At 38.9% G+C, this 22327-nt stretch carries 19 protein-coding genes and 1 other annotated feature; of the genes, 12 read left to right on the top strand and 7 right to left on the bottom strand.

The window, feature by feature from the left end; genetic code table 11:
* Nucleotides 1-168 precede the first annotated feature (168 nt).
* Nucleotides 169-1146, bottom strand: a complete 978-nt coding sequence (locus C9J36_RS09670) for a 5-oxoprolinase subunit C family protein (RefSeq protein ID WP_107942947.1) — start codon at nucleotides 1144-1146, stop codon at nucleotides 169-171.
* Complete coding sequence (gene pxpB / locus C9J36_RS09665; protein WP_066162171.1) at nucleotides 1143-1856, bottom strand: 5-oxoprolinase subunit PxpB; 714 nt, start codon at nucleotides 1854-1856, stop codon at nucleotides 1143-1145. The genes C9J36_RS09670 and pxpB overlap by 4 nt, the downstream gene beginning before the upstream one ends.
* A 215-nt stretch (nucleotides 1857-2071) precedes the next feature.
* Here pxpB and C9J36_RS09660 point away from each other — a divergent pair, with 215 nt between their 5' ends.
* The 3 genes from C9J36_RS09660 to argF all read left to right on the top strand — a co-directional run bounded on the left by C9J36_RS09660 (nucleotide 2072) and on the right by argF (nucleotide 5430).
* On the top strand, nucleotides 2072-2839 hold the full coding sequence (locus C9J36_RS09660) for a LamB/YcsF family protein (protein ID WP_107942946.1): 768 nt from the start codon (nucleotides 2072-2074) through the stop codon (nucleotides 2837-2839).
* A 79-nt stretch (nucleotides 2840-2918) separates the two neighbouring features.
* Complete coding sequence (locus C9J36_RS09655) at nucleotides 2919-4007, top strand: M42 family metallopeptidase (protein ID WP_107942945.1); 1089 nt, start codon at nucleotides 2919-2921, stop codon at nucleotides 4005-4007.
* Nucleotides 4008-4464: 457 nt separating this feature from the next.
* Nucleotides 4465-5430, top strand: a complete 966-nt coding sequence (argF, locus tag C9J36_RS09650) for an ornithine carbamoyltransferase (protein ID WP_107942944.1) — start codon at nucleotides 4465-4467, stop codon at nucleotides 5428-5430.
* A gap of 252 nt (nucleotides 5431-5682) precedes the next feature.
* Here argF and sspI read toward each other — a convergent pair whose 3' ends face one another.
* Entirely contained in the window at nucleotides 5683-5889 is a 207-nt protein-coding gene (sspI, locus tag C9J36_RS09645) for a small acid-soluble spore protein SspI (protein ID WP_066162184.1), read from the bottom strand.
* A 126-nt stretch (nucleotides 5890-6015) separates the two neighbouring features.
* Between sspI and C9J36_RS09640 the strand changes: the two genes are divergently transcribed.
* The 3 genes from C9J36_RS09640 to pheT all read left to right on the top strand — a co-directional run bounded on the left by C9J36_RS09640 (nucleotide 6016) and on the right by pheT (nucleotide 10586).
* Nucleotides 6016-6771: a TrmH family RNA methyltransferase gene (locus C9J36_RS09640; RefSeq protein ID WP_107942943.1), complete on the top strand. Its 756-nt coding sequence runs from the start codon at nucleotides 6016-6018 to the stop codon at nucleotides 6769-6771.
* Nucleotides 6772-6829: 58 nt separating this feature from the next.
* Nucleotides 6830-7069: a binding site (T-box leader), on the top strand.
* Nucleotides 7070-7128: 59 nt separating this feature from the next.
* On the top strand, nucleotides 7129-8166 hold the full coding sequence (pheS, locus tag C9J36_RS09630) for a phenylalanine--tRNA ligase subunit alpha (RefSeq protein WP_066162192.1): 1038 nt from the start codon (nucleotides 7129-7131) through the stop codon (nucleotides 8164-8166).
* A gap of 11 nt (nucleotides 8167-8177) precedes the next feature.
* On the top strand, nucleotides 8178-10586 hold the full coding sequence (gene pheT, locus C9J36_RS09625) for a phenylalanine--tRNA ligase subunit beta (RefSeq protein WP_107942942.1): 2409 nt from the start codon (nucleotides 8178-8180) through the stop codon (nucleotides 10584-10586).
* A gap of 146 nt (nucleotides 10587-10732) precedes the next feature.
* Here pheT and C9J36_RS09620 read toward each other — a convergent pair whose 3' ends face one another.
* A complete protein-coding gene (locus C9J36_RS09620) occupies nucleotides 10733-11215 on the bottom strand; it encodes a nucleoside-diphosphate sugar epimerase (protein ID WP_107942941.1) in 483 nt (160 codons plus the stop codon).
* 201 nt (nucleotides 11216-11416) lie between these two features.
* On the opposite strand from C9J36_RS09620, the gene C9J36_RS09615 reads away from it, so the two are divergent.
* Nucleotides 11417-11953, top strand: a complete 537-nt coding sequence (locus C9J36_RS09615) for a hydrolase (RefSeq protein ID WP_066162208.1) — start codon at nucleotides 11417-11419, stop codon at nucleotides 11951-11953.
* 103 nt (nucleotides 11954-12056) lie between these two features.
* Nucleotides 12057-12473, top strand: coding sequence for a VOC family protein (locus C9J36_RS09610; RefSeq protein ID WP_107942940.1), 417 nt, complete (start codon nucleotides 12057-12059; stop codon nucleotides 12471-12473).
* A gap of 285 nt (nucleotides 12474-12758) precedes the next feature.
* Here C9J36_RS09610 and C9J36_RS09605 read toward each other — a convergent pair whose 3' ends face one another.
* Entirely contained in the window at nucleotides 12759-13949 is a 1191-nt protein-coding gene (locus C9J36_RS09605; protein WP_107942939.1) for a coenzyme F420-0:L-glutamate ligase, read from the bottom strand.
* A 219-nt stretch (nucleotides 13950-14168) separates the two neighbouring features.
* Here C9J36_RS09605 and C9J36_RS09600 point away from each other — a divergent pair, with 219 nt between their 5' ends.
* The 3 genes from C9J36_RS09600 to C9J36_RS09590 all read left to right on the top strand — a co-directional run bounded on the left by C9J36_RS09600 (nucleotide 14169) and on the right by C9J36_RS09590 (nucleotide 17411).
* Nucleotides 14169-15074, top strand: coding sequence for a LysR family transcriptional regulator (locus C9J36_RS09600; protein ID WP_066162220.1), 906 nt, complete (start codon nucleotides 14169-14171; stop codon nucleotides 15072-15074).
* A gap of 67 nt (nucleotides 15075-15141) precedes the next feature.
* On the top strand, nucleotides 15142-16635 hold the full coding sequence (locus C9J36_RS09595) for a DEAD/DEAH box helicase (protein ID WP_107942938.1): 1494 nt from the start codon (nucleotides 15142-15144) through the stop codon (nucleotides 16633-16635).
* On the top strand, nucleotides 16635-17411 hold the full coding sequence (locus C9J36_RS09590) for a YqhG family protein (RefSeq protein WP_235616031.1): 777 nt from the start codon (nucleotides 16635-16637) through the stop codon (nucleotides 17409-17411). Before C9J36_RS09595 ends, C9J36_RS09590 begins: the two co-directional genes overlap by 1 nt.
* A 188-nt stretch (nucleotides 17412-17599) precedes the next feature.
* Here the strand turns inward: C9J36_RS09590 and C9J36_RS09585 are convergent, their stop codons facing one another.
* On the bottom strand, nucleotides 17600-18490 hold the full coding sequence (locus C9J36_RS09585) for a TetR/AcrR family transcriptional regulator (protein WP_066162225.1): 891 nt from the start codon (nucleotides 18488-18490) through the stop codon (nucleotides 17600-17602).
* Nucleotides 18491-18658: 168 nt separating this feature from the next.
* Here C9J36_RS09585 and C9J36_RS09580 point away from each other — a divergent pair, with 168 nt between their 5' ends.
* On the top strand, nucleotides 18659-20158 hold the full coding sequence (locus C9J36_RS09580; protein ID WP_107942937.1) for a DHA2 family efflux MFS transporter permease subunit: 1500 nt from the start codon (nucleotides 18659-18661) through the stop codon (nucleotides 20156-20158).
* A 61-nt stretch (nucleotides 20159-20219) separates the two neighbouring features.
* Here C9J36_RS09580 and C9J36_RS09575 read toward each other — a convergent pair whose 3' ends face one another.
* Nucleotides 20220-22013, bottom strand: coding sequence for a M3 family oligoendopeptidase (locus tag C9J36_RS09575; RefSeq protein ID WP_107942936.1), 1794 nt, complete (start codon nucleotides 22011-22013; stop codon nucleotides 20220-20222).
* Nucleotides 22014-22327 lie beyond the last annotated feature (314 nt).

Raw genomic sequence — 22327 nt, 5'->3', positions numbered from 1 at the left:
TGATACAGTGGAGGACGAGATGCACGCTGAATCATAGGAATTCAGTCTAAAAACCTAGTTTCCAGCGATAACGACGGAGTAACTAATATCGTGTTAGCCAGATTTGCGGTAGATGTCACAGATTTTGACGCAATGCAAGTTGGTTAATCGTTGTCATATGATGTGACGTTAACCTTCACTACAATGCTCGAAAAAATCTGGACGAGAATTAGCTAATGCATAATTGATTAAAGCTAATTGCTGCTGTTGCTTTATATAAATTTGTTGGGCTTGCTCTAGGGAAACAACGGTAAAACGAATCGTTGCCATCGGTTGAAGCTGGGCAAGCTTCGGCAAATCTGCTCGAATCACTTGAGCAATTTTCGGGTAGCCTCCTGTCGTTTGACAATCGGCCATCAAAATAATTGGCTGTCCACTAGGTGGGACTTGAATTGTACCGAATGTTACTGCTTCAGATATTAAATCTTTTTGTAAAGAATGGGTTAGACCTATCGGATTTTGCAAACGATAGCCCATTCGGTCGGCATCTTTTGATAATTGAAAGGATGTCGATAGAAATACTTGCTTGCTTTCCTCTGTAAATCCAGCCCACTCTGTGCCGCTCGTTACACGAATCGTTACATCCTTTGAAAATGATATAAAATCTTCATGTCGAATAAAATAATTACTGGTAGTGACCTTACTAGCTATAATTGGGAGTATGTCACCTCTTTGTAAAGCACGTCCATTAAAGCCACCTAATTTGGCACGTAAATAAGTACTGCGACTTCCTAAAACTACAGGTACTTGAATGCCATGCTTTATTGCGATATAACCTCTAGCGCCATTTGTAGCAGCAGCGCATTGCAATATACTTCCTGCCTTAATTGCAATAGGACGCCACATTGGACAAGGCTGTCCATTTAAAAGGGGTGAGAAATATGCACCAGTAATGGCGATGACCGTATCGACATCAAAGCGAAGAGTTGGTCCAACAATTGTTATCTCAATCGCGGCTTCATTTTCTTGTTGTAAAAGTAGCTGCCCAATAAGGTATGACAGCCTATCCATTGCACCGCCCACAATCACACCATATTGTTGGTTTGCATAGCGACCATTATCTTGAATCGTTGAAAAGAGCCCGGGTTTCAGCACAGATATCGTCATACAAAACTCCTCCATTCTTGTTCAGAAATCGCTCGAAAGCGCACACGGTCACCAGCCTGTAAAAAAGTTGGTGGATATTGCTCAGGTAAAAAAAGCCGCTGGGGTGTACGCCCAATAATTTGCCAACCTCCGGGTGTTTCAAAAGGGTAGACACCGGTTTGTTGACCGCCAATACCGACGGAGCCTGCTGGAATTGTTAGCCGAGGTACTTCTTTTCGAGGTGTAGCAATCGTCTCATCCAGCCCTCCCAAAAAAGCAAAGCCAGGAGCAAAGCCCAGCATATAGACAGTATATTCCTCCGCTGTATGGCGTTTAATAATTTCGGCCTCAGATAATTGATGATAGTTAGCGACAAACGCTAAATCAGGTCCAAACTGCCCTCCGTAAATAACAGGAATTTCAATCATTCTGTTAGCTTGTAAAAAATTTTGTACGTTTTTTTGCAGCAAGCTTTGCAAATATGTAACAATATAATCATAAATAGATTGTGAATGTTTGCGTAATGGGCTATTTACCAATTTTACGATATCATAATAAATACAGATTGACGTGTAGCTTGGAACAGCTTCTATCATTCCATGAAAGGGTTGCTGCTCTATTATTTTATGAAATTGCTGAATTTCTTTATGTGTTGTAATAGAGATACTATCACCAAAAACAACAAGTAGTGCACAATCATTTAATGGTTTAAACGTAATATGCTTGAACATTTTAAGCCTCCGATACAAGGGAAGTATAGTAAAGGGAGTAGCCACCTTTAAAAGCTAGTTTTGATTAATAGATAGGTGAAATTAAAATAAAACCCTATTGATTAATTATACATAGTTTTATTTTTTGTTAACAGGCTGCAAAAATGCAAGTAGGAAAAAAGTTCTCACAATTGCTTTATATAAAGCTGTTAAAATATTAGTATGGAGGTTTATCAATGACTTACAAAGTTGATATAAATTGTGATTTAGGTGAAAGTTTCGGTAATTATAAATTAGGAGAAACTGAAGAAATACTTAAATATATTACTTCGGTAAATATAGCATGCGGTTTTCATGCTGGCGACCCGACAGTGATGCGGGAAACCGTAAAAATGGCGTTAAAGCATAATGTAAAAATTGGTGCGCACCCGGGTTTGCCGGATTTAGTAGGCTTTGGTCGTCGGGAAATGGCAATTTCACCTCAAGAGGCATATGATATGGTTGTTTATCAAATTGGTGCGCTACAAGCATTTTTAACGACAATGGATGCAGAAATGCAGCATGTGAAGCCACATGGTGCATTATATAATATGGCTGCCCAAAATCAGCTACTTGCTGAGGCGATTGCACAGGCCGTTTATGATGTATCACCGAAGCTTATTTTGTTTGGCTTGGCTTCAAGTGCATTAACAGACGCAGGGGAGAAGGTTGGTTTGCAAACAGCGCATGAAGTATTTGCGGATCGAACATATCAGGCAGATGGCTCGCTTACATCGCGTAAACTGTCAAATGCACTAATTACAAACGTAGAACAGGCAGTGCAACAAATGATACAATTTGTGAAGACAGGGAAAGTGATGTCACAGCAAGGAACAGAGGTTACACTGCGTGCTGATACAATTTGCCTTCACGGTGATAGAGAGCATGCGCTGCAATTTGCTAGGTGGGCCAAGCAAAAATTAACAGAAGAACATATTGTCATAAAACATTTCAGTAAAAATTGAAAATAACAAATAAGTTTTCTTTTCTCGTAAGCGGTTTCAAGTTATAATGGTGAAGTAATATATTTAGGAGGTCGAAATAATGACACAATTAGATGTAACGTTGCAAATGTTGAAAGATTTAACGGATGCAAATGGTATTCCAGGAAATGAGCGAGCACCACGTGAAGTGATGAAAAAATACATAGCGCCTTTTGCTGATGCAGTTGAAACGGATAATTTAGGTAGCTTAATTGCTAAAAAAATTGGCGATGAAAAAGGCCCAAAAATTATGATTTCAGGGCATTTAGATGAAATTGGCTTAATGGTAACAAAAATTGATGATAAAGGCTTTATTAGCTTCCAAACAGTTGGCGGCTGGTGGGGTCAAGTAATGCTTGCGCAGCGAATGACAATTACCACTCGCAATGGCGAAGAAATCATTGGTGTTATCGGTTCAAAGCCACCACATATTTTACCGGCTGAAGTACGCAACAAGCCGGTTGATATTAAAGATATGTTTATCGATGTTGGAGCTGCTTCAAAAGAGGAAGCGATGGGATGGGGAATTCGCCCTGGTGATATGATTACACCATATTTCGAATTCCACGTTATGAAAAACGACAAGCATTTACTTGCAAAAGCATGGGATAACCGCATAGGTTGTGCAATTGCGATTGATGTTTTACGCGCATTGAAAGATGAGAAGCATCCGAATACTGTCTATGGAGTAGGGAGCGTGCAAGAGGAAGTTGGTTTGCGCGGTGCTAAAACTGCGACACACCAAATTCAACCAGATATTGGCTTTGCAGTAGATGTAGGTATTGCAGGGGATACGCCAGGCGTAACAGCAAAAGAATCAACATCTAAAATGGGTGCTGGTCCACAAATCGTTATTTATGATGCATCAATGGTAGCGCATAGCGGTTTACGTGACTTTGTGATTGATATTGCAGAGGAAAATAATATTCCATATCAATTCGAAACAATACCAGGTGGTGGAACAGATGCTGGAGCTATCCATATAACGGCAAATGGCGTGCCATCATTGGCGATTGGTGTAGCGACACGCTATATTCATTCACATGCGGGCATTTTACACCGCGATGATTATGAAAATGCAGTGAAATTAATCGTTGAAGTAATCAAAAAATTAGACCGCAATACAGTAAATCAAATTATTTTTGAATAAAAATGGAAGGGGTTTCTGGTAAGTAGCCTAACGTGCCACTTTTCAGATACCTTTTTGCCTTTTTATAATGAAGTATGCATTTTTTCATTTGTCTTCTAGTGGGGAAACAAAGGCGATGTTTGAAACGATGCAGCACCACATAAAGGAATCAGAATAGATAGAGAGCGTCTAAAAGCATGCAAAGCACTGCTTTTCAGACGCTTTTTTGTTTTTATTAAAATAATAACTATTTTAAAAGGGTATAAACATTGAATTTAGTGCATTTTGCTTTAAATTTAAAATGAAATAAGTAAAAGTTATATTTATTATAAAAATGCCTCAGTCTTTTTATAAATATCGTATGTATATTTATGTGTATTTTTAAATATTTATTTATAAAACATAAAAATACGCTTGATTTTATATTTATGCATATGTATAATGAAAACAACATAAAGTTACAGAGGTGCGTATAAATATGAAATTACTTGAAGAGGTACAATTAAAGCCTGTTGAAAGTTTGAAAGGAAAAGATTTACTGACATTGCTTGATTATACGAGCGAGGAAGTACAATCGCTTATTCAATTAGCAACACAGCTAAAAACGGTGACAAAGCAAGGGAAGTGTCCTCGCTTGCTGGAAGGTAAGACATTAGGAATGATTTTTGAAAAAAGCTCTACACGTACGCGTGTTTCATTTGAGGTAGGTATGCAGCAGCTAGGTGGCTACGGCATGTATATGAATGCACGTGATATGCAAATCGGTCGAGGAGAGCCGGTTTCGGATACAGGTCGTGTTTTATCAGGCTACTTAGACGGTATCATGATTCGTGCTAACTCACATGCAATGGTGGAAGAGCTAGCGGAGCACGCGACAATTCCTGTGATTAATGGCTTAACGGATTTAGATCATCCTTGCCAGGCATTAGCAGACCTGGAAACAATCGCTGAAAATAAGGGCGCATTAAAGGGCTTAAAAATCGCCTATGTAGGAGATGGCAATAATGTTGCCCATGCACTTGTTGTTGCAGCCGCTCATGTAGGAATGCATGTTGCTGTAGCAACGCCTGCTGGCTATGAATGTAATGCGACAATTATAGCTCAGGCACAACAAATTGCCCTTGCAAACGGCGGTTCTATATTGACAACAACCGACCCGGTAGAAGCGGTGCAAAATGCGGATGCTATTTATGCGGATGTATGGACTTCGATGGGGCAAGAAGAGGAAACGGAGCAGCGATTAAAAGATTTTAATGGCTATCAAATTAATGATGCACTTGTTGCACATGCCAAACCTGATTATATGTTTTTACATTGCTTGCCAGCACATCGTGAGGAAGAAGTGGCGACATCTGTTATTGATGGCCCTAATTCTTATATTTTCGAGCAGGCAGAAAACCGTTTACATGCACAAAAAGCGATATTAATTTCCTTGTTATCGTAGATTACAAGTTGCGGGTCGCAACTGTGTCTATATATTAAGAAGCATTTGCAAGCAGGTAGCGCAATCAAATGCTTTTGTAGTTCCCTTTAATGGATGGGTGGGAGACGCTGTCCACCGTTAAATAACTACACACTGTGATGGATGTAATCAAGATGGAGTACATCATCACTACATAGGCAAGGGATGTGCCTGAAAAAGCACGTCCTTTGCAAATGAAAAGCAATCCGGGAGACGCTGGATTGCTTTTTTCTGTTAATTAAATTGTGTAGCAAGCTTTTGTGTAAAATGTTGACGCTCTTGTTCATCCGCAGCGTTCCACCATTTTTCTAAAAACACACCGAGCCCCGGTAATAAATGCTCTTCACCACGTTCAATGGCATCTTCTACGATATCGCCTAATTCCTGTGCATTTTGTCCCGCTACATTTGCTGCAATTGCTTGTCGTATTTGAAAGTTCATGATTCAATCTCCTTTTTTAAAAAATATCAGTATACTTGTTACTATGGACAAAATATATGGAAATATACTTTTCAAAGAAAAGTTATGATAAAATGAAGCATTGAAAAAGAAAAAAGGACGGTATGTATGAAACGAATTGAATCAACGCAAAATGCTCTAGTAAAGCATTGGAAAAAGCTTGTGACAACACGTAAAGAACGTGAAAAATCAGGTGAATTTATCGTAGAAGGCTTCCATCTTGTAGAAGAAGCATTAAAAAATAAAGGGCAAATTGTCCAAATTATCGTTAAGGATAATGTTGATTTGCCCATGTTATGGCCAATTGATGATGTCGTAATCGTTCAAGTAAATGAGGCAGTTGCAAGGGAACTAGCAGAAACGGAGCAATCGCAAGGTGTATTTGCCCATTGCAAGCAGCCAAAAATTGAGGGCATGAACGAATGGCGCAAAGTATTGCTTGTAGATGCAGTACAGGACCCGGGCAATATCGGCACGATGATTCGCACAGCAGATGCTGCTGGATTAGATGCAGTTGTATTAGGAAAAGGCAGTGCGGACGCTTTTAATCCAAAAACGTTGCGCTCAGCACAAGGCTCACACTTTCATATTCCGGTTGTGCGTGGCGAGTTATTAGAATGGGTCAACAATTTACAAGCAGAGGGTGTTGCAGTGTACGGAACAGCACTTGAAAATGCCGTATCTTACAAGGAAATTAAAGCAACAAATGCCTTTGCTTTAATTGTAGGAAATGAAGGTAGCGGCATTAGCCCACAACTTTTAGCAAAAACAAATCAAAACATCATCATCCCAATTTTAGGACAAGCTGAATCATTGAACGTAGCAGTCGCTACGGGTATTTTATTGTATGCTTTTGTAGAATAGTATTTCCACGACTTGAAAGAAAAAAAGAAATAGCGTACAATAAATCGTGTTATATATAGGAAATGCACTGACCGGGAAGAGTAGGTTCATAAGAGGCATTTTAGGGAGTGTAGGCCGTGACTGAAAGCTTGCATAATGCTATCGAATACTACAGTTCACCCCGCGAGCAGCTATTCGGGAATTCTAGGAGTACTTGAAGGAAAGAATAGCCGGCGTTTAATTCGTCGTTATGTTTAATGAAGTGATTGCATTTGCAATAACTAGGGTGGTACCGCGAACATTCAACCTCGTCCCTTTTTAGGGGGGAGGTTTTTTATTTTGCTTATTTATCATCCAAAATTTAAAGGAGGCAAAATCATGGAACAACAATTGAATCAATTGAAAGAAGAAGTGCTGAAGAAAATTGAAGAAGCAGTCAATTTAAAAGCGTTAAATGAAGTGCGCGTTGCCTATTTGGGAAAAAAAGGACCGATTACGGATTTACTAAAAGGGATGGGCAAGCTATCTGCTGAAGAACGTCCGAAAATGGGGGCATTAGTCAATACGGTGCGTGAGCATGTGACGGCTGAATTGGAGGCAAAGGCAGCGATTTTAGAGGAGCAAGCGATTCAAGCGCAATTAGAGCAGGAATCGATTGATGTTACATTGCCGGGTGCGACAATTAAGGCGGGAAATCGCCATCCATTAACGCGTGTTATTGAAGAAATTGAAGATTTATTTATTGCAATGGGCTATGAAATTGCGGAAGGACCAGAAGTAGAAAAAGATTATTACAATTTCGAGGCACTTAACTTGCCTAAAGACCATCCAGCACGCGATATGCAAGATACATTTTACATTTCCGAGGAAATATTATTACGTACGCAAACATCGCCTGTTCAAGCTCGTACAATGGAAGAAAAGCAAGGTGCAGCAGTGCGCATTATTTGTCCAGGGAAAGTATTCCGTCGTGACTCAGATGATGCTACACATTCGCATCAATTTATGCAAATTGAAGGGCTCGTTGTTGGCGAAAATATTCGCATGAGCGATTTAAAGGGAACATTGGATGTGTTAACGAAAGAAATGTTCGGTGCAGACCGTGAAATTCGTTTACGTCCATCCTTCTTCCCATTCACAGAGCCTTCAGTAGAAGTAGATGTGTCATGCTTTAAGTGTGGCGGAACGGGCTGTAATGTATGTAAAAAAACTGGCTGGATTGAAATTTTAGGAGCAGGTATGGTACATCCAAATGTACTTGAAATGGCTGGCTATGATTCGAAAAAAATGTCTGGCTTCGCGTTTGGCATCGGTGTAGAACGTATTGCGATGCTGAAATACGGTGTTGACGATATTCGTCATTTTTATACAAATGATGTGCGTTTCTTATCACAATTTGAGCGTGCAGAAGGGTAAGGTGGAATAAGATGTTAGTATCATTAAAATGGCTTAGTCAATATGTTGATTTTTCAAACTTAGCACCTGCTGAGCTTGCAGAAAAAATTACGCGTTCAGGTATTGAGGTAGATGCCGTAATCGACCGCTCAAAAGGGATGACGAATGTAGTCGTTGGGCATGTTGTAGCAAAGGAAAAGCATCCTGAAGCAGACAAATTAAATATTTGCCAAGTTGATGTTGGTGAGGAAAGCTTACAGCAAATTATTTGCGGTGCACCAAATGTTGATGCTGGTCAAAAAGTGATTGTTGCTCGTCCCGGTGCATATTTACCAGGCGGCATTAAAATAAAGAAAGCGAAGCTGCGTGGTCAAGAGTCAAATGGTATGATTTGTTCTTTACAGGAACTAGGTATTGAAGGGCGACTTGTACCAAAAGCATATGCAGAAGGGATTTACGTTTTACCAGAGGATAGCGTGCCAGGAACGGATGCATTAGAGCTATTAGGCTTACGCGACACGGTGTTAGAGCTAGGTTTAACCGCAAACCGTTCAGACGCAATGTCGATGCTAGGCGTTGCTTATGAAGTAGCAGCCATTTTAGGGACTGATGTAAAATTACCAGAAATTACGTATGCTGAAGCAGCAGAAAAAGCTTCTGATGTCTTGCAACTTGAGGTGCAGGATACAACCGTTAACCCGTTGTATGCGGCAAAAGTGATTAGAAATATTAAAGTAGCACAATCACCATTGTGGTTGCAGCAGTATTTAATGGCTGGTGGTATTCGTCCACATAATAATGTAGTCGATATTACAAACTATGTTTTATTAGAATACGGTCAACCGTTGCATGCCTTTGATTATGAACAGCTAGGGACGGGGAAAATCGTCACACGTCCAGCGTTAGCAGGTGAAAAAATGACGACTTTAGATGATACCGAGCGCACATTACAGCCACATAATTATTTAATTACAAACGGTGAAGTGGCTGAGGCTGTTGCTGGGGTTATGGGCGGTGCTAAATCAGAGGTATCAGATAAAACCACAACAGTTGTTATCGAATCTGCTTATTTCCAAGGGGCATCTGTGCGCCGTACATCAAGAGATTTAGGCTTACGCTCAGACTCTTCAGCGCGTTTCGAAAAAGGTGTAGACCCAAATCGTGTATTACTTGCGGCAGAGCGCGCGGCTGCATTATTAGCCGAGCTAGCAGGTGGGGAAGTTTTAGAAGGGACAGTGCTTGTGGATGAGCTAGATAAAACACCAGCTCGCGTTGTCGTATCACCAGACTTTATTAATGCACGTCTTGGCATGAAAATCTCACTTGAGGATATGCTTGCCATTTTAAATCGCCTCCAATTCGGTGTAGAGGCTGCGAATGGCATGTTAATTGTTGATGTACCGACACGTCGCGGTGATATTACAATCGAAGAGGATATTGTAGAAGAAATTGCACGACTTTACGGATATGATGAAATTCCAATGACTTTACCACTTTCGGGAGAGCAAGTAGGTGGCCTAACGCCGTATCAAGTGAAGCGCCGCATTGTACGTGATGTGATGGAAGGTGCGGGTCTGTATCAGGCGGTAACATATTCCCTGACTTCAGCAGCGGATGCACAAAAATTTGCATTGCAAAAAGAAGGAACAACGAAGCTATTAATGCCGATGAGTGAAGAGCATTCAACATTGCGTCAAAGCATATTGCCACATTTAATTGAGGCGGTAAGTCATAACGTAGCACGTCAAGTAAATGATGTAGCATTATACGAAATTGGCTCTGTTTTCCTTGGCAAAACGGAGCATGATTTGCCACATGAGGAAGAACATCTTGCATTTGTATTAACAGGTCGTTGGACAGATAACACATGGCAAGGTGAGAAAAAAGCAGTTGATTTCTTCGTAGCAAAAGGCATTGTGGAGGCATTATTGTCAAAATTAGGATTGACTGCTGTAGTAAGCTATGAAAAAGCAATGTTAGAAGGCTTACACCCGGGGCGTACTGCACATATTTTATTAAATGGAGAAATCATCGGTCTAATCGGCCAACTGCATCCAACTGAGCAGAAAAAAGCGGATTTAAAAGAAACATATGTAGTAGAAATGAAATTGGCTGCAATCTTAAATGCTGAAGTGGAAGAGCTCGTATATAGCCCTGTTCCACGTTACCCAAGCATTACACGCGACATTGCATTAGAATTAGACCGCGCAACACCTGCGGGCGAAATCGAAACAATCATTCGCGAAGCAGGCACTAAGCTTTTGAAAAGCATTAAAGTGTTCGACGTATATCAAGGTGAAAAAGTAGCCGCAGACAAAAAATCTGTTGCCTTCTCGTTAACTTATTTTGACGCAGAACGCACATTAACAGATGAGGAAGTTGTAGCAGCACATAATAAAGTATTAAAGGCACTTGCAGCAGCAGGCGCAGAAGTACGTTAAAGCTAAAGAAGGCATATGAAATCCAATTGGACTTCATATGCCTTCTTTTTAGTTTTATGAGCGAAAACAAGCTTTTTATGAGCGAATTTGTAGCGTTTGCGAGCGGATTCATTGTGCTTATGAGCGAATTGCTGCTTTAGACCTGTTTAAAGTGTTTCATCAGCAGTTTTTGCGGGACTCGCGATACCGTAAAGGGCGCCCGAAATAGCACTTATCGTATGAATTAATAGAAATGTGTAATAGTTAATAAAAACTCGATTTGTATACTCATTTAATAATGGAAAGCCATAAATTTTTGAATTGGGGTCGCTCGTTGTGCCACCAAGTGACGCATATACCTCGTTTGTATATTGTATGGCATAATAGCTTGTAGCGATAACAAGCCCTACTCCTGCTATGAGTAAAATATTGCGTAGCATTTTATCTTGCGCTTGACGTGATAATTCAGTAGAAAAGCGAAATGTAATAAATAAACTTAATAAAAGAAACGGCGCAACAAGTGCAATACCGACAATACCTAAATTTCCATGCTTTATTGTATCTTCAGGTTGGAATGTAAAAAAATACTCAATCATCATCACACCGAATAAGGAAATGGCGATGCTAATGAGCCAGCTTCGTCTTAGCATATAGAAAATACCTCCTCACCATTACAACTATACATGGAATGGCATAGTCATTCAATGATGGAAATTGTTAAATAGAATAATAAGCTTTATAATTTATTATAATTCAGCAAGTGTCAAGCCACTTATTGAATCATAATAAGTGGTTTGGCAAGAGTTAGCTGAGGGGGAATTAATACGAGGACGTAAAGGAGGAATTTACCGATGTTAAAAAAAGACGAGGTGGTACTTGTATTAATTGATATACAAGGTAAGCTTGCGGAAATTGTAGAAAATAGCGAGCATGTAATTCAGAATATTGTGAAAGCCGTTAAAGGGGCTAATGTATTGGAGCTACCGATTTTATGGCTTGAGCAATATCCAAAGGGCTTAGGGCCAACAGTCCCTGAGATTGCCAATGAAATAGATGGACAGCCGATTGAAAAAATAACATTTAGTGCTTATGATACAGAAGAGTTTCGTGTGAAGCTTGCAGCCACAGGACGTAAAAAAGTATTGCTTGCAGGCATTGAATCACATATTTGTGTGTATCAAACGGCAGCTCATTTACTTGCCAATGGCTATGAGGTAGAGGTTTTAGTGGATTGCGTTTCATCCCGCACAGGGGAAAACCGTCAATTAGGCATTGATAAAATGGTACAGTTAGGCGCACGTTTATCGAGTATCGAAATGGCTTTATTTGAAATGCAGCAAATTGCGAAGGGCGATGTATTTAAAGCAATTAGTGCAATCGTAAAATAATATTAAACTTCACTATAGAACATTTGTTCTTTAGGGTGTATAATAATTTTTGTAATACTGTATAAGCTAATACTAAAATTCAATTGAAAGAGGAGTGGCAAAGATGGCAATTAACGTATACTTAATTTTTGATGGGCAAACGCGTGAGGCAATGGAACTTTATAAGGACGCTTTTCAAACAAAGGAAACACAAATCATGACTTTTGGTGAAGGGCATCAAAATGATGAATATCCAATTCCAGAAGAAGCAAAAGATTTAATTATGCATGCTCGTATGCCAGTAATGGGTGTAGACTTAATGTTCTCTGATACATTCCCCGGTCACCCTTATACAGCAGGCAACAATGTAACACTTGCAGTTGTAACGAATGATGAAGCACAATTACGCCATGCTTTTGATGTATTAAAGCGTGAAGGAAACGTTCAAATGGAGCTACAAGAAACTTTTTGGAGCAAATGCTATGGCAGCTTAACAGATAAATTTGGCGTGGAATGGCAGTTCAATTATGAACAAGTATAAAGGGCACTAGAAAGGCAGTGCGGTTTCCTGTTTTTGTTAGTGTTTCATTAAGGAGTTTACTCGTTAAAGTAGAAGAGAGCCTTCTTTGAAAATGAGGAAAAGCGAGTTTCCACTATGCTTTGCACTTTTCTAAAGATCTCTTTCACAGCGAGGCAAATACCGCCAAAACTAATCTTTATCCCTTTTAAATAAAGCACCTGTTTTAAAATGCAGGCATTCATCTTAAAAAACACAAACGAAAGCGTCCACAAAGTCGGCAACTGCACGGCTTTATGGACGCTCTTCCTATTTTGTATAATTATCGAAATAACCTTGGATATAAACCATTGGTGTACCTTTATCGCCAGAGCCTGATGTTAAATCTGATAGCGAGCCAATTAAGTCTGTTAGCTTACGAGGAGTCGTACCTTGTGCAGCCATTTGACCTGTTAAGTCATCACCTTTATTTGTGATATATTCGGAAATTGCAGCTTTTAACTCTTCACCACGTAAATTCGCAAAGTTGTTGTCAGCTAAATATTTTAATTTTACTTCGTTCGGTGTACCTTCAAGCCCCTTTGTATAAGCTGGTGAGACAACAGGGTCAGCTAGCTCCCAAATTTTCCCCACAGGGTCTTTAAAGGCACCGTCACCATAAACCATTACTTCAATTGTTTTGCCCGTTGCTTCTTTGATTTTTGCTTGAATATTATCAACGATAGGTTGGCAATTGTGTGGGAACAGTTTTACTGTGTCCTCCGTTGCTTTATTAGAGCCGAGTAAGCCATATTCTGGGTTAAAGCCTGAGCCATCGATTGATTCAGCTAAAATATTATCCAAAGTAAAGATTTTTTCTACCCCGTTGTTTACTAATGTACGTTTTGTGCGGAAGCGTGTATGAATATCACATGCTAATACATTTTTGGTATAGTCCAAAATTGTTTTTGGATTGTTTGAAAAAATAACTTCGCACGCTGCACCTTCAGCTTCAATTAATTCTTTATAATATTCAATATAGTCTACACCTGTAAATGTATGCTTTTTATAGCCAAAATGCTCACGGAATTCAGCTTCTGATAATGTATCTGTCCATGGGTTTACCCCTTTAACATCTAATTCATCAATATCAACTAAGTGATTACCCACTTCATCTGATGGGTAGCTTAACATAAGGACAACTTTTTTTGCTCCTCTTGCAATACCACGTAAGCAGTTCGCAAAGCGATTGCGTGAAAGAATAGGAAAAATGACACCGACTGTATCGTCACCGAATTTTGCAGCAATATCTTTTGCGATATGATCGACGCTTGCATAATTTCCTTGTGCGCGTGCTACAACCGATTCTGTAACAGTTATAATATCTTTATCTTCAATTGAATAGCCTTCTATTTTGGCTGCGTTTAGCACTGTATCTACAACGATTTGTTCGATATTGTCACCTTCATTAATAATAGGACCACGAAGGCCTCGTACAACTGTTCCAACTACACGTTCCATAGTATCTCTCCTAACATCTTCATCAATTAACACTTGTCTAAATTTTTTGCGGTCCATTTTTATAATATTTACCGCAAATTCATCTTCATTCAGTAAGTTTTCAATAATTTTATCTACTAGCTACTGACTTAAAGATAAAAACCACATTGTTTACTATACAACAACGATGTGTTATAAGTAAAATTAATAATAATTATAGGGAGTATAAGTAAAACTAATATGATTGGAAAATTAGATTATTATCGTATTTTTAATATTGTAAGTCAAAATAAAAGCTTTTCCAAAGCGGCAGAGGAGCTATTTATGACACAATCTGCTGTCAGCCAAGCTATTTTAAAATTAGAAAAGGAGCTAGCAACACCTCTTTTTCATCGTACCCCAAAAGGCGTTATTTTAACAGACGAAGGGCAAGTATTATATGAATATGTGCAATCAGCGCTCGGTATTTTACATGCTGGTGAGGATAAGCTATTAGAATTTAAGCATTTGACAACAGGTCAGCTACGAATTGGTGTAGGAGATACAATTTCCCGCTATTTTTTGCTACCTTATTTAGAAATGTTTCATTTGAAATATCCCGGTGTCAGACTTAAAGTATTAAACGGCACAACATCGGAAATACGCGATTTTATAAGGGCGGGAGAAGCGGATGTAGGCGTTTGTAATTTACCTCTTCGCGATGAACAATTACAGGTACAGCCATGCAAGCAAATTCACGATATTTTTGTTTGTGGGGAAAAATATAAAAATTTAACGAAAAAGCCGATTGCCTTGCCGCAATTAATGAAAATGCCGCTTATTTTTCTTGGAAAAAAGGCTAACTCTCGCAATTATGTCGAGCAATATTTAAAGGAGCAAGGCTATCATTTGACGCCTGAATTTGAGCTTGGCTCACATGATTTATTGCTTCAATTTGCACAAATCAATTTAGGAATTGCTTGTGTGACAAAGGAGTTTGCATTGGAGTATTTGGAGAAGGGACTGTTATATGAAGTGCCATTACAGCAGCCGCTACCTAAGCGAAGTATTGGTATTTGTCACTTAAAATCAGTGCCACTCTCAAGAGCTGCTCAAAAATTTAGTGAGCTTATTAATCCAACAGCATTTTTACCTCATAGGCAATGAGCCTACTAATGAATAAAATCTATTTTTTTGAACAACCTACAAGCAATTGAATGCTGAGGTGGTCAATATGAAAATCGAACAAACTAATGTTTGGCAGGAAGGATTTGAAAAGCGATTAAACGGAGAGCTGCCTTGGCAAAGCTGGGCGCTTTATAAAATGAACTACGAGATGACCGAGGCCCGTTTAATTTCAAATTTCTCGGGCTTACAATGTGTAAAATATTTGCCGATGCTCTCACCGTTACAACATCAAATCAAGGCTGCGACAACCGTTATTGAAGAAATGCATGGTAAAGCCATTTTAGCTGATGAAGTAGGGCTGGGAAAAACGATTGAAGCAGGCCTAATCCTAAAGGAATATATGGTTCGTGGTCTTGTGCAAAAGACCCTTATTTTAGCACCTGCCTCATTGATTACACAGTGGGTGGAGGAATTAACAGGAAAGTTTCATATTCCTGCTATCGCATATAATAAAAAATACGGGCTCGAGCATTGTAGTGTTGTTGTGATGAGCATGGATACCGCTAAGAAAAGTCCGCATAAGGAACGAATCTATGAGCAAAATTATGACATGATTATTATTGATGAGGCACATAAATTAAAAAATCATAAAACGCAAATTTATGAATTTGTTCAAAGTTTGAAAAAGAAATTTTGCCTATTACTAACCGCTACACCGATTCAAAATAATATTTTTGAATTATTTTATTTAATCTCTTTATTAAAGCCCGGCCATTTAGGGAGCTATGAGGCATTTCAAGCTACCTTTTCTGCAAAAAAGCACTCGGTTTCGCAAAATGAATTTTTGCAGGAGCTTGTTCACCAAGTGATGGTGCGAAATAGGCGTGAAAATACAAATATTGAATGGACGAAGCGCCATGTGCAAATTATACCGATTCATTTTTCTTCTGAGGAACGAGAGTTATATGAGCAAATTAGCAATTTACCATTACCAAACCCAATTACTCGTTTAACCTTGCAAAAGGAGCTTTGTAGTAGTAGGGAAGCAGTCTATGAAACATTATCGAAAATGCCACAGCAAACGGAAGAACAGCAAAAAATTCTTGATTGCTTACAGCAATTAAACACGCATTCTAAGGCACAAAAAACAGCACAATTAATTAAGCAAATAAACAATAAAGTAATTATTTTTACAGAATACCGCGCAACGCAGCTTTATTTACAAGCATTTTTATATGAGCAGGGGATTACCGCTGTTCTCTTTAACGGAAAGTATAAAAAAAGCAAGCGTGATTATATGAAGCATTTATTTAAAGAGCATGCACAAGTGCTAATTGCTACAGAAGCTGGTGGAGAAGGTATCAATTTGCAGTTTTGTAGTCATGTGATTAACTACGACTTACCATGGAATCCAATGAAGCTTGAACAACGCATTGGTCGTGTCCATCGTTTAGGGCAAACGGAAGATGTTGAAATTTACAATTTTGCTGTTGAAGAAACAATTGAGCAGCATATTTTGGCACTACTTTATACGAAAATTGATGTATTTGAACAAGTAGTTGGGGAATTAGACGCGATATTAACGAACAGGAGTGGGTAATGATTGCTATGGATTCGCAGCAGATTAATCAATTTTTAAATGACTTTTTTACGGAAACAGGCTGTGACGTTGTGTGGCAAAATGATACGTTCAATATTCAGCTAACAATTGAAATGGATAAAAAGATAATGAATCGCCCTTTCTACTGGCAATATATCGAAGCAACAAATAGCGAGCCAAATCCAGCGCGGCTACAGTTGACAACTAGCATGCAGGAGCAGGGGGAGAGAGTGCATTTTGGCTCTCCAAGACTTCAGCAGTTATATCTTGTAACGGATGAGTTAGGTGCATATGTAGAAATGTATGAAAGTATAGATACATCAGCAGCACAAACTTTTTTAACTCCTTGGCTCGCAGTGAATTATAAAATAGCATATTGCTGTGATTGTACGAAGGAAATGCTTTATTCATTTGGTTTGAATTTAATGACGGGGGAATTGCTGCTTGATTTTCACAGGTTACTCATACAAAAGGATTTATCTGTAACGAAACCTATGAATGGCTTTTGTGTAAAATATATTATTGCGCCACTAAGGGGATTACAGCGTATACAGGCTGCAATGGAGGAAATAATTTTACAAGATAATCATTCTTGGGCAGATGAGGCAATGATTAAATGGCAGCGGGAACAACGCGTACTAGATTATTTTTATAATGGTCTTGAAGAAAAGCCTGAAATATATAATATAGAACAGCAGGCTTTACGGGAGCGCTATGAGGCAAAAATAAAAATAGATATTGTAAATGGTGGTTTGTTTTATTTGAGAAACGTCTGAAGAGAGTGCTTTACACACTTTTCAGACGTTTCATTTTATCCCGTATTAACAGGCTGTAAGATCCCACTTCAAAACAGCAAAAAAATTAAGATGTTTAAATAGGGAATTCAACAGCCTGTAAAAATCCGATTGGTGAAATTACCAATCAGTGGGGGATGAGAAGAACCCCCACTGATTGAAGGTTCACTTTATGCCTTTTCTACAGAATTGATTAAAAATGAGATTTTATAGGACAATTCGATTGCTTCAGCCTCATGACTAGTATTTTTAAATGCGGCGCGATAGGCTTGCAGCATTGCATGAATAACGTGTTTTCTTAGTGAGTGTTGTGCTAATTCTTCAATTAGAAAAGCAGTTAGCTCATTGCCCGTTGCGTTTGTTTTAGGCTCTAATTGTTTAGCAAATCCTTGAAGTTGCTGTAAAACATTTTCTTTTGTTATTACAGGCTGTGTCGCATTATTATATAGCAGCTGCAATACGTCGATGCCCAGCATAACATCGTTTGTTTTTTGCATTGTCGGTAGCAGTGCTTGTACATACTCAAGCCCTTTTCGAACAAGTCGCTCTAAATCAGCAGATGAGCGATGGGCGCTGCGCCAAACCATTGCAAAATAATGAGTAATACCAAAAAATACGATGGCACATTCAAAAGCATATGGTCTTGTTTCTTCACCAAAAACATTTGCAAATCGCTCTGTAAGCCACTTAATTTCATGGAAGCGATGCTGCTGCATACCTTTCTTTAATTCGGGATTGCTGGATTGGAAGATACCTTCAAACAATGTCATTAAATTATTTTCCTCATGAAGCTTTAAAGGAACAATAATTTGTTCGATGAGAACGTCAATATCTTGCTCATCGCGAGTCGCAAGCAATTCATAGCGACGAAGCTGTGCCGTATAGCGAAGCTGCTCTAAAATAGCTAAGAAGCATTCATTTTTAGAAGCAAAATAATTATAAAATGTACCTTTTGAAATATTTGCGTGCTCAATAATATCTTGAATCGATGTTTGGTGGAAGCCCTTTTCAACAAAAAGCTGTAATGATGCATCGATAATTTTCCTTTTTCTCGTATTCATAATTGTTCATTTCCTTTGATTTTATACTATCATTCTATCTTTAAAATGCTTATAGTTCAATGTTTTTAAACTTTGAGTGAAAAATAGTTGCGAATTTTGGACTGTGAGTATAAAATAGGTCAAGTGAAACTTCGAAATATGAAATAATAAACAGAAGGGGTTTTAAATATGACAGCAGAAACAGCAAAAAAGCCACCGTATTTAATGATTGCAATTTTATTTATTGGAACATTTGTTGCCTTTTTAAATAACACTTTATTAAATATTGCGTTACCGTCAATTATGGTGGATTTAAAAATTGAAAACTATTCCACTGTTCAATGGCTTTCAACAGGCTATATGTTAGTAAGTGGGATATTAGTACCAGCATCCGCTTTTTTAATTACAAAATTTAAAAATAGAACTATTTTCATTGCGTCGATGGGATTGTTTTTATTAGGTACAGTAATGGCAGCATTTGCGCCGAGTTTTGGTATATTAATTGCTGGGCGTATGGTACAAGCAGCAGGCGCTGCGACAATGTCACCACTATTAATGAATATCATGTTAATTAGCTTCCCGATTGAAAAGCGTGGGACAGCGATGGGGTTATTTGGTCTAGTGATGTTTGCAGCACCTGCAATTGGCCCGACATTATCAGGATGGATTGTTGAGCATTATAATTGGCGTGTGCTTTTTGAAATGATTATTCCTTTTGCGGCTATTAGCCTAGTACTAGGAATATGGAAGTTGCGCAACATCATGCCAACACGTGAAGTTACCATTGATTATTTATCATTAGTGTTATCAACAATTGGTTTTGGAGGCTTATTATACGGCTTTAGTATGGCTGGCTCAAAGGGCTGGGGAGAGCTTGAAGTATATGGCACAATTATTTTAGGTGTAATTGGTTTCATAACTTTTGTCGCGCGTCAGCTAAAATTAGAAGAGCCTTTATTAGACTTACACATTTATAAGTATCCGATGTTTGCTCTATCATCTGTTATTTCGATGGTAATGTCTGTAGCGATGTTTTCAGGAATGATTTTAACGCCTGCTTATGTTCAAACTGTGCGCGGTATTTCGCCATTTGATGCAGGGCTGATGATGCTACCGGGTGCTATTGTTATGGGGCTGATGTCACCGATTACAGGAAGACTGTTTGATAAATATGGTCCTCGCATGATTGCAACGCTAGGATTGATTATTATGACGGTTTCAACATTTTATTTATCGAAGCTGTCGTTAGATTCTTCTTATGCTTATATTATTACTGTTTATACAGTGCGCTCATTCGGTATGTCACTTGTGATGATGCCGATTATGACGAATGGTTTAAATCAAATTCCAATGAAAATGAATCCGCACGGTACAGCGATTAATAATACTGCACAGCAAGTGACTGGTGCAATTGGTACAGCTGTATTCGTAACAATTATGAATGCACATACAAAAACACGTGCAGCCGAATTGGTAGCTGAGGCGCAAGAACAAGCAACAGCTAGCGGCATCCAGCCAACAGAAAGTCAAATTGCTGAAATGACAGCCCAAATTGGTCAGGCTGCAATGCTTGATGGCATTAACTTCACATTTTTTGTGGCAACAATCGTTTCATTTATTGCACTCGTTCTTACATTTTTTGTTAAACGTGTGGATGTTACACAGCGAGAAGGATATGAAGGTAAATAAAAATAAAGGCAAAGTCGGCGAACGACTTTGCCTTTATTTTTTTACCATTAAAAGTTTTACATTATTGCGCTGTTAATGCGATAAATTCTTCAACATCCTTTTCACAAAGTGCGATTCCTTTTAACCAGAAATCACGCTTTGTAATGTCTTCACCTAAATGCTTCATTGCTAAATCTTCTACAGTCATTACGGCTGTATCACGTAGTAGCGCAATATATTTTTCTTCGAAGCCCATACCTTCTTCTTTCGCCTTTGCATAAATGCTTAGTGAGAATAGGTAACCGAATGTGTATGGGAAGTTATAGAATGGCACACCTGTAATAAAGAAGTGTAGCTTTGTCGCCCAGAAATGTGGGTGTGTTTCACCAAGACCGCCTGCATGTGCCTCACGTTGTGCCTCTTCCATTAATTCATTTAAACGTTTCGAAGACACAACACCTTTTTTACGCTCCTCATAGAAGCGAGTTTCAAACAGGAAACGTGCATGGATATTCATAAAGAATGCCACGGAGCGTTGTACTTTATCTTCAAGTAAAGCGATTTTTTCCTCTTTTGTGCTAGCTTCTTCAACGGCTGCGTCTGCAACAATCATTTCCGCAAATGTTGAAGCTGTTTCTGCTACGTTCATCGCGTAGCCTGTGTTTAATGGGTGAATAGGGCGTAAAGCGTAGCTATGGAATGCATGACCAAGCTCGTGTGCTAATGTTGCTACATTAGACATTGAACCGGAATACGTCATGAAAATACGCGATTGTTGTGCTAACGGGAAGCCTGTGCAGAAGCCACCTGGCTTTTTATTATCACGGTCCTCCGCTTCAATCCAGCCATCTTCAAATGCAGTACGTGAAAATGCTTCTAACTCTGCACCGAAGCGACCAAAATGTTTTAAAATGAAGGCAGCACCTTCTTGATAATCCATTTTTGCTGTTGCCTCTGTTACTGGTGCATCAAAGTCGTACCAATTTAATTTTTCATCGCCAAGCATTTTTGCTTTATGTGTTAAATAGCGTGCGAAGATTTCCTTGCGCTCGCTAATGGCACCCCACATTGCATCAAGCGTTTCTTCCTTCATACGATTAATTGTTAAAGGCTCTTTTAATACATTATCCCAACCACGCTTTTTGTAAACGCTTAAACGGAAGCCTGCTAAATGGTTTAATGTTTTAGCGAAAAATTCCTCACGCTCTGTAAATACTTTTTCAATCGCTTCAAAGGCAGCTTTACGCACCTTAGGGTCTTTGTGTGAGCTTAAGTTATTCGCTTGACCAACAGAAAGCGATTTCACTTCGCCGTCCACTTCAACTTCCACGCGAATATCGCTAATTAATAGGTCATACATTTCGCCCCAAGACCTGTAACCATCTACTGTTAAAGAAGAAATAAGTGCTTCTTCCTCCTCAGATAGCGATTCTTTTGAAGCGTCGCGCCATTCCGTTAAAATGAAAGCAAATGGAGCAAGCTCCTCCGTCGCAACTAATTGTGCAAATGTATTTTCTTTGATTTGACCTACTAGCTGTCGTAGCTTTTCATATGATGGCGCAACCTCTGCATAGAGTGCAGAAATTTTACCTAAAAGCAACATTGCTTCGCGGTCTTTAATATTTTGAGCGTTTAAACAAGATAAAAATGCACCTGCTTGCCCCATATGCTGGCGTACATCCTTCACTTTATCAATTGCCTCAAGTAACCCTGCAGTTTCCGATGCTGTTTGCGGTACAGCAAGTTTACTTACAAATTGCTGTAAGCCCTGTACTAAGGCCGCCGTTTTTTCTAAATGTGCAGCAAATTGTGAAGAACTGCTACCCCCTTCAAAAAATACGTCTAAATCCCATACCTCTGGATAATTCGTTGTCATGAAAAAACCTCCTAAAAACAAATTCTTTTCTATTTTACAAAAATTCCGAACTTATTTCACGCTTTTTTTTCGAATTTCGAAATAATTTTCAAATGAAGAAGAAAAATTAGCTAATAAAAAGTTAAAAAGACGCGCGATTGCGCCTTTCTAACTTCTTTCAGTGGGTGATTGACAAAAGGAGCTCAGTCTAAGTACACAACGACTGAGCAACATCGTGTTCGGCGGATGTGAAGGGAGGTTTGCGATTGATGTATGTCGGGACGGTTTTAGGTTGTCCGCTCAAAAGCAATTACACCGAAGTATAATTGAGATGA

The sequence above is a fragment of the Metasolibacillus fluoroglycofenilyticus genome, from assembly GCF_003049645.1.
Taxonomy (GTDB): Bacteria; Bacillota; Bacilli; order Bacillales_A; family Planococcaceae; genus Metasolibacillus; species Metasolibacillus fluoroglycofenilyticus.
Note: the sequence above shows the minus strand (reverse complement) of the source record. Positions and strands in the feature narration are given on the sequence as shown.

Coding starts and splice junctions, on each gene's coding strand:
- argF (WP_107942944.1), top strand. CDS start 4,465: ATGAAATTACTTGAAGAGGTACAATTAAAGCCTGTTGAAAGTTTGAAA.
- C9J36_RS09600 (WP_066162220.1), top strand. CDS start 14,169: ATGATTGGAAAATTAGATTATTATCGTATTTTTAATATTGTAAGTCAA.
- sspI (WP_066162184.1), bottom strand. CDS start 5,889: ATGAACTTTCAAATACGACAAGCAATTGCAGCAAATGTAGCGGGACAA.
- C9J36_RS09575 (WP_107942936.1), bottom strand. CDS start 22,013: ATGACAACGAATTATCCAGAGGTATGGGATTTAGACGTATTTTTTGAA.
- C9J36_RS09605 (WP_107942939.1), bottom strand. CDS start 13,949: ATGGAACGTGTAGTTGGAACAGTTGTACGAGGCCTTCGTGGTCCTATT.
- C9J36_RS09610 (WP_107942940.1), top strand. CDS start 12,057: ATGGCAATTAACGTATACTTAATTTTTGATGGGCAAACGCGTGAGGCA.
- C9J36_RS09590 (WP_235616031.1), top strand. CDS start 16,635: ATGATTGCTATGGATTCGCAGCAGATTAATCAATTTTTAAATGACTTT.
- C9J36_RS09615 (WP_066162208.1), top strand. CDS start 11,417: ATGTTAAAAAAAGACGAGGTGGTACTTGTATTAATTGATATACAAGGT.
- C9J36_RS09670 (WP_107942947.1), bottom strand. CDS start 1,146: ATGACGATATCTGTGCTGAAACCCGGGCTCTTTTCAACGATTCAAGAT.
- C9J36_RS09595 (WP_107942938.1), top strand. CDS start 15,142: ATGAAAATCGAACAAACTAATGTTTGGCAGGAAGGATTTGAAAAGCGA.
- C9J36_RS09655 (WP_107942945.1), top strand. CDS start 2,919: ATGACACAATTAGATGTAACGTTGCAAATGTTGAAAGATTTAACGGAT.
- pheT (WP_107942942.1), top strand. CDS start 8,178: ATGTTAGTATCATTAAAATGGCTTAGTCAATATGTTGATTTTTCAAAC.
- pxpB (WP_066162171.1), bottom strand. CDS start 1,856: ATGTTCAAGCATATTACGTTTAAACCATTAAATGATTGTGCACTACTT.
- pheS (WP_066162192.1), top strand. CDS start 7,129: ATGGAACAACAATTGAATCAATTGAAAGAAGAAGTGCTGAAGAAAATT.
- C9J36_RS09585 (WP_066162225.1), bottom strand. CDS start 18,490: ATGAATACGAGAAAAAGGAAAATTATCGATGCATCATTACAGCTTTTT.
- C9J36_RS09580 (WP_107942937.1), top strand. CDS start 18,659: ATGACAGCAGAAACAGCAAAAAAGCCACCGTATTTAATGATTGCAATT.
- C9J36_RS09660 (WP_107942946.1), top strand. CDS start 2,072: ATGACTTACAAAGTTGATATAAATTGTGATTTAGGTGAAAGTTTCGGT.
- C9J36_RS09640 (WP_107942943.1), top strand. CDS start 6,016: ATGAAACGAATTGAATCAACGCAAAATGCTCTAGTAAAGCATTGGAAA.
- C9J36_RS09620 (WP_107942941.1), bottom strand. CDS start 11,215: ATGCTAAGACGAAGCTGGCTCATTAGCATCGCCATTTCCTTATTCGGT.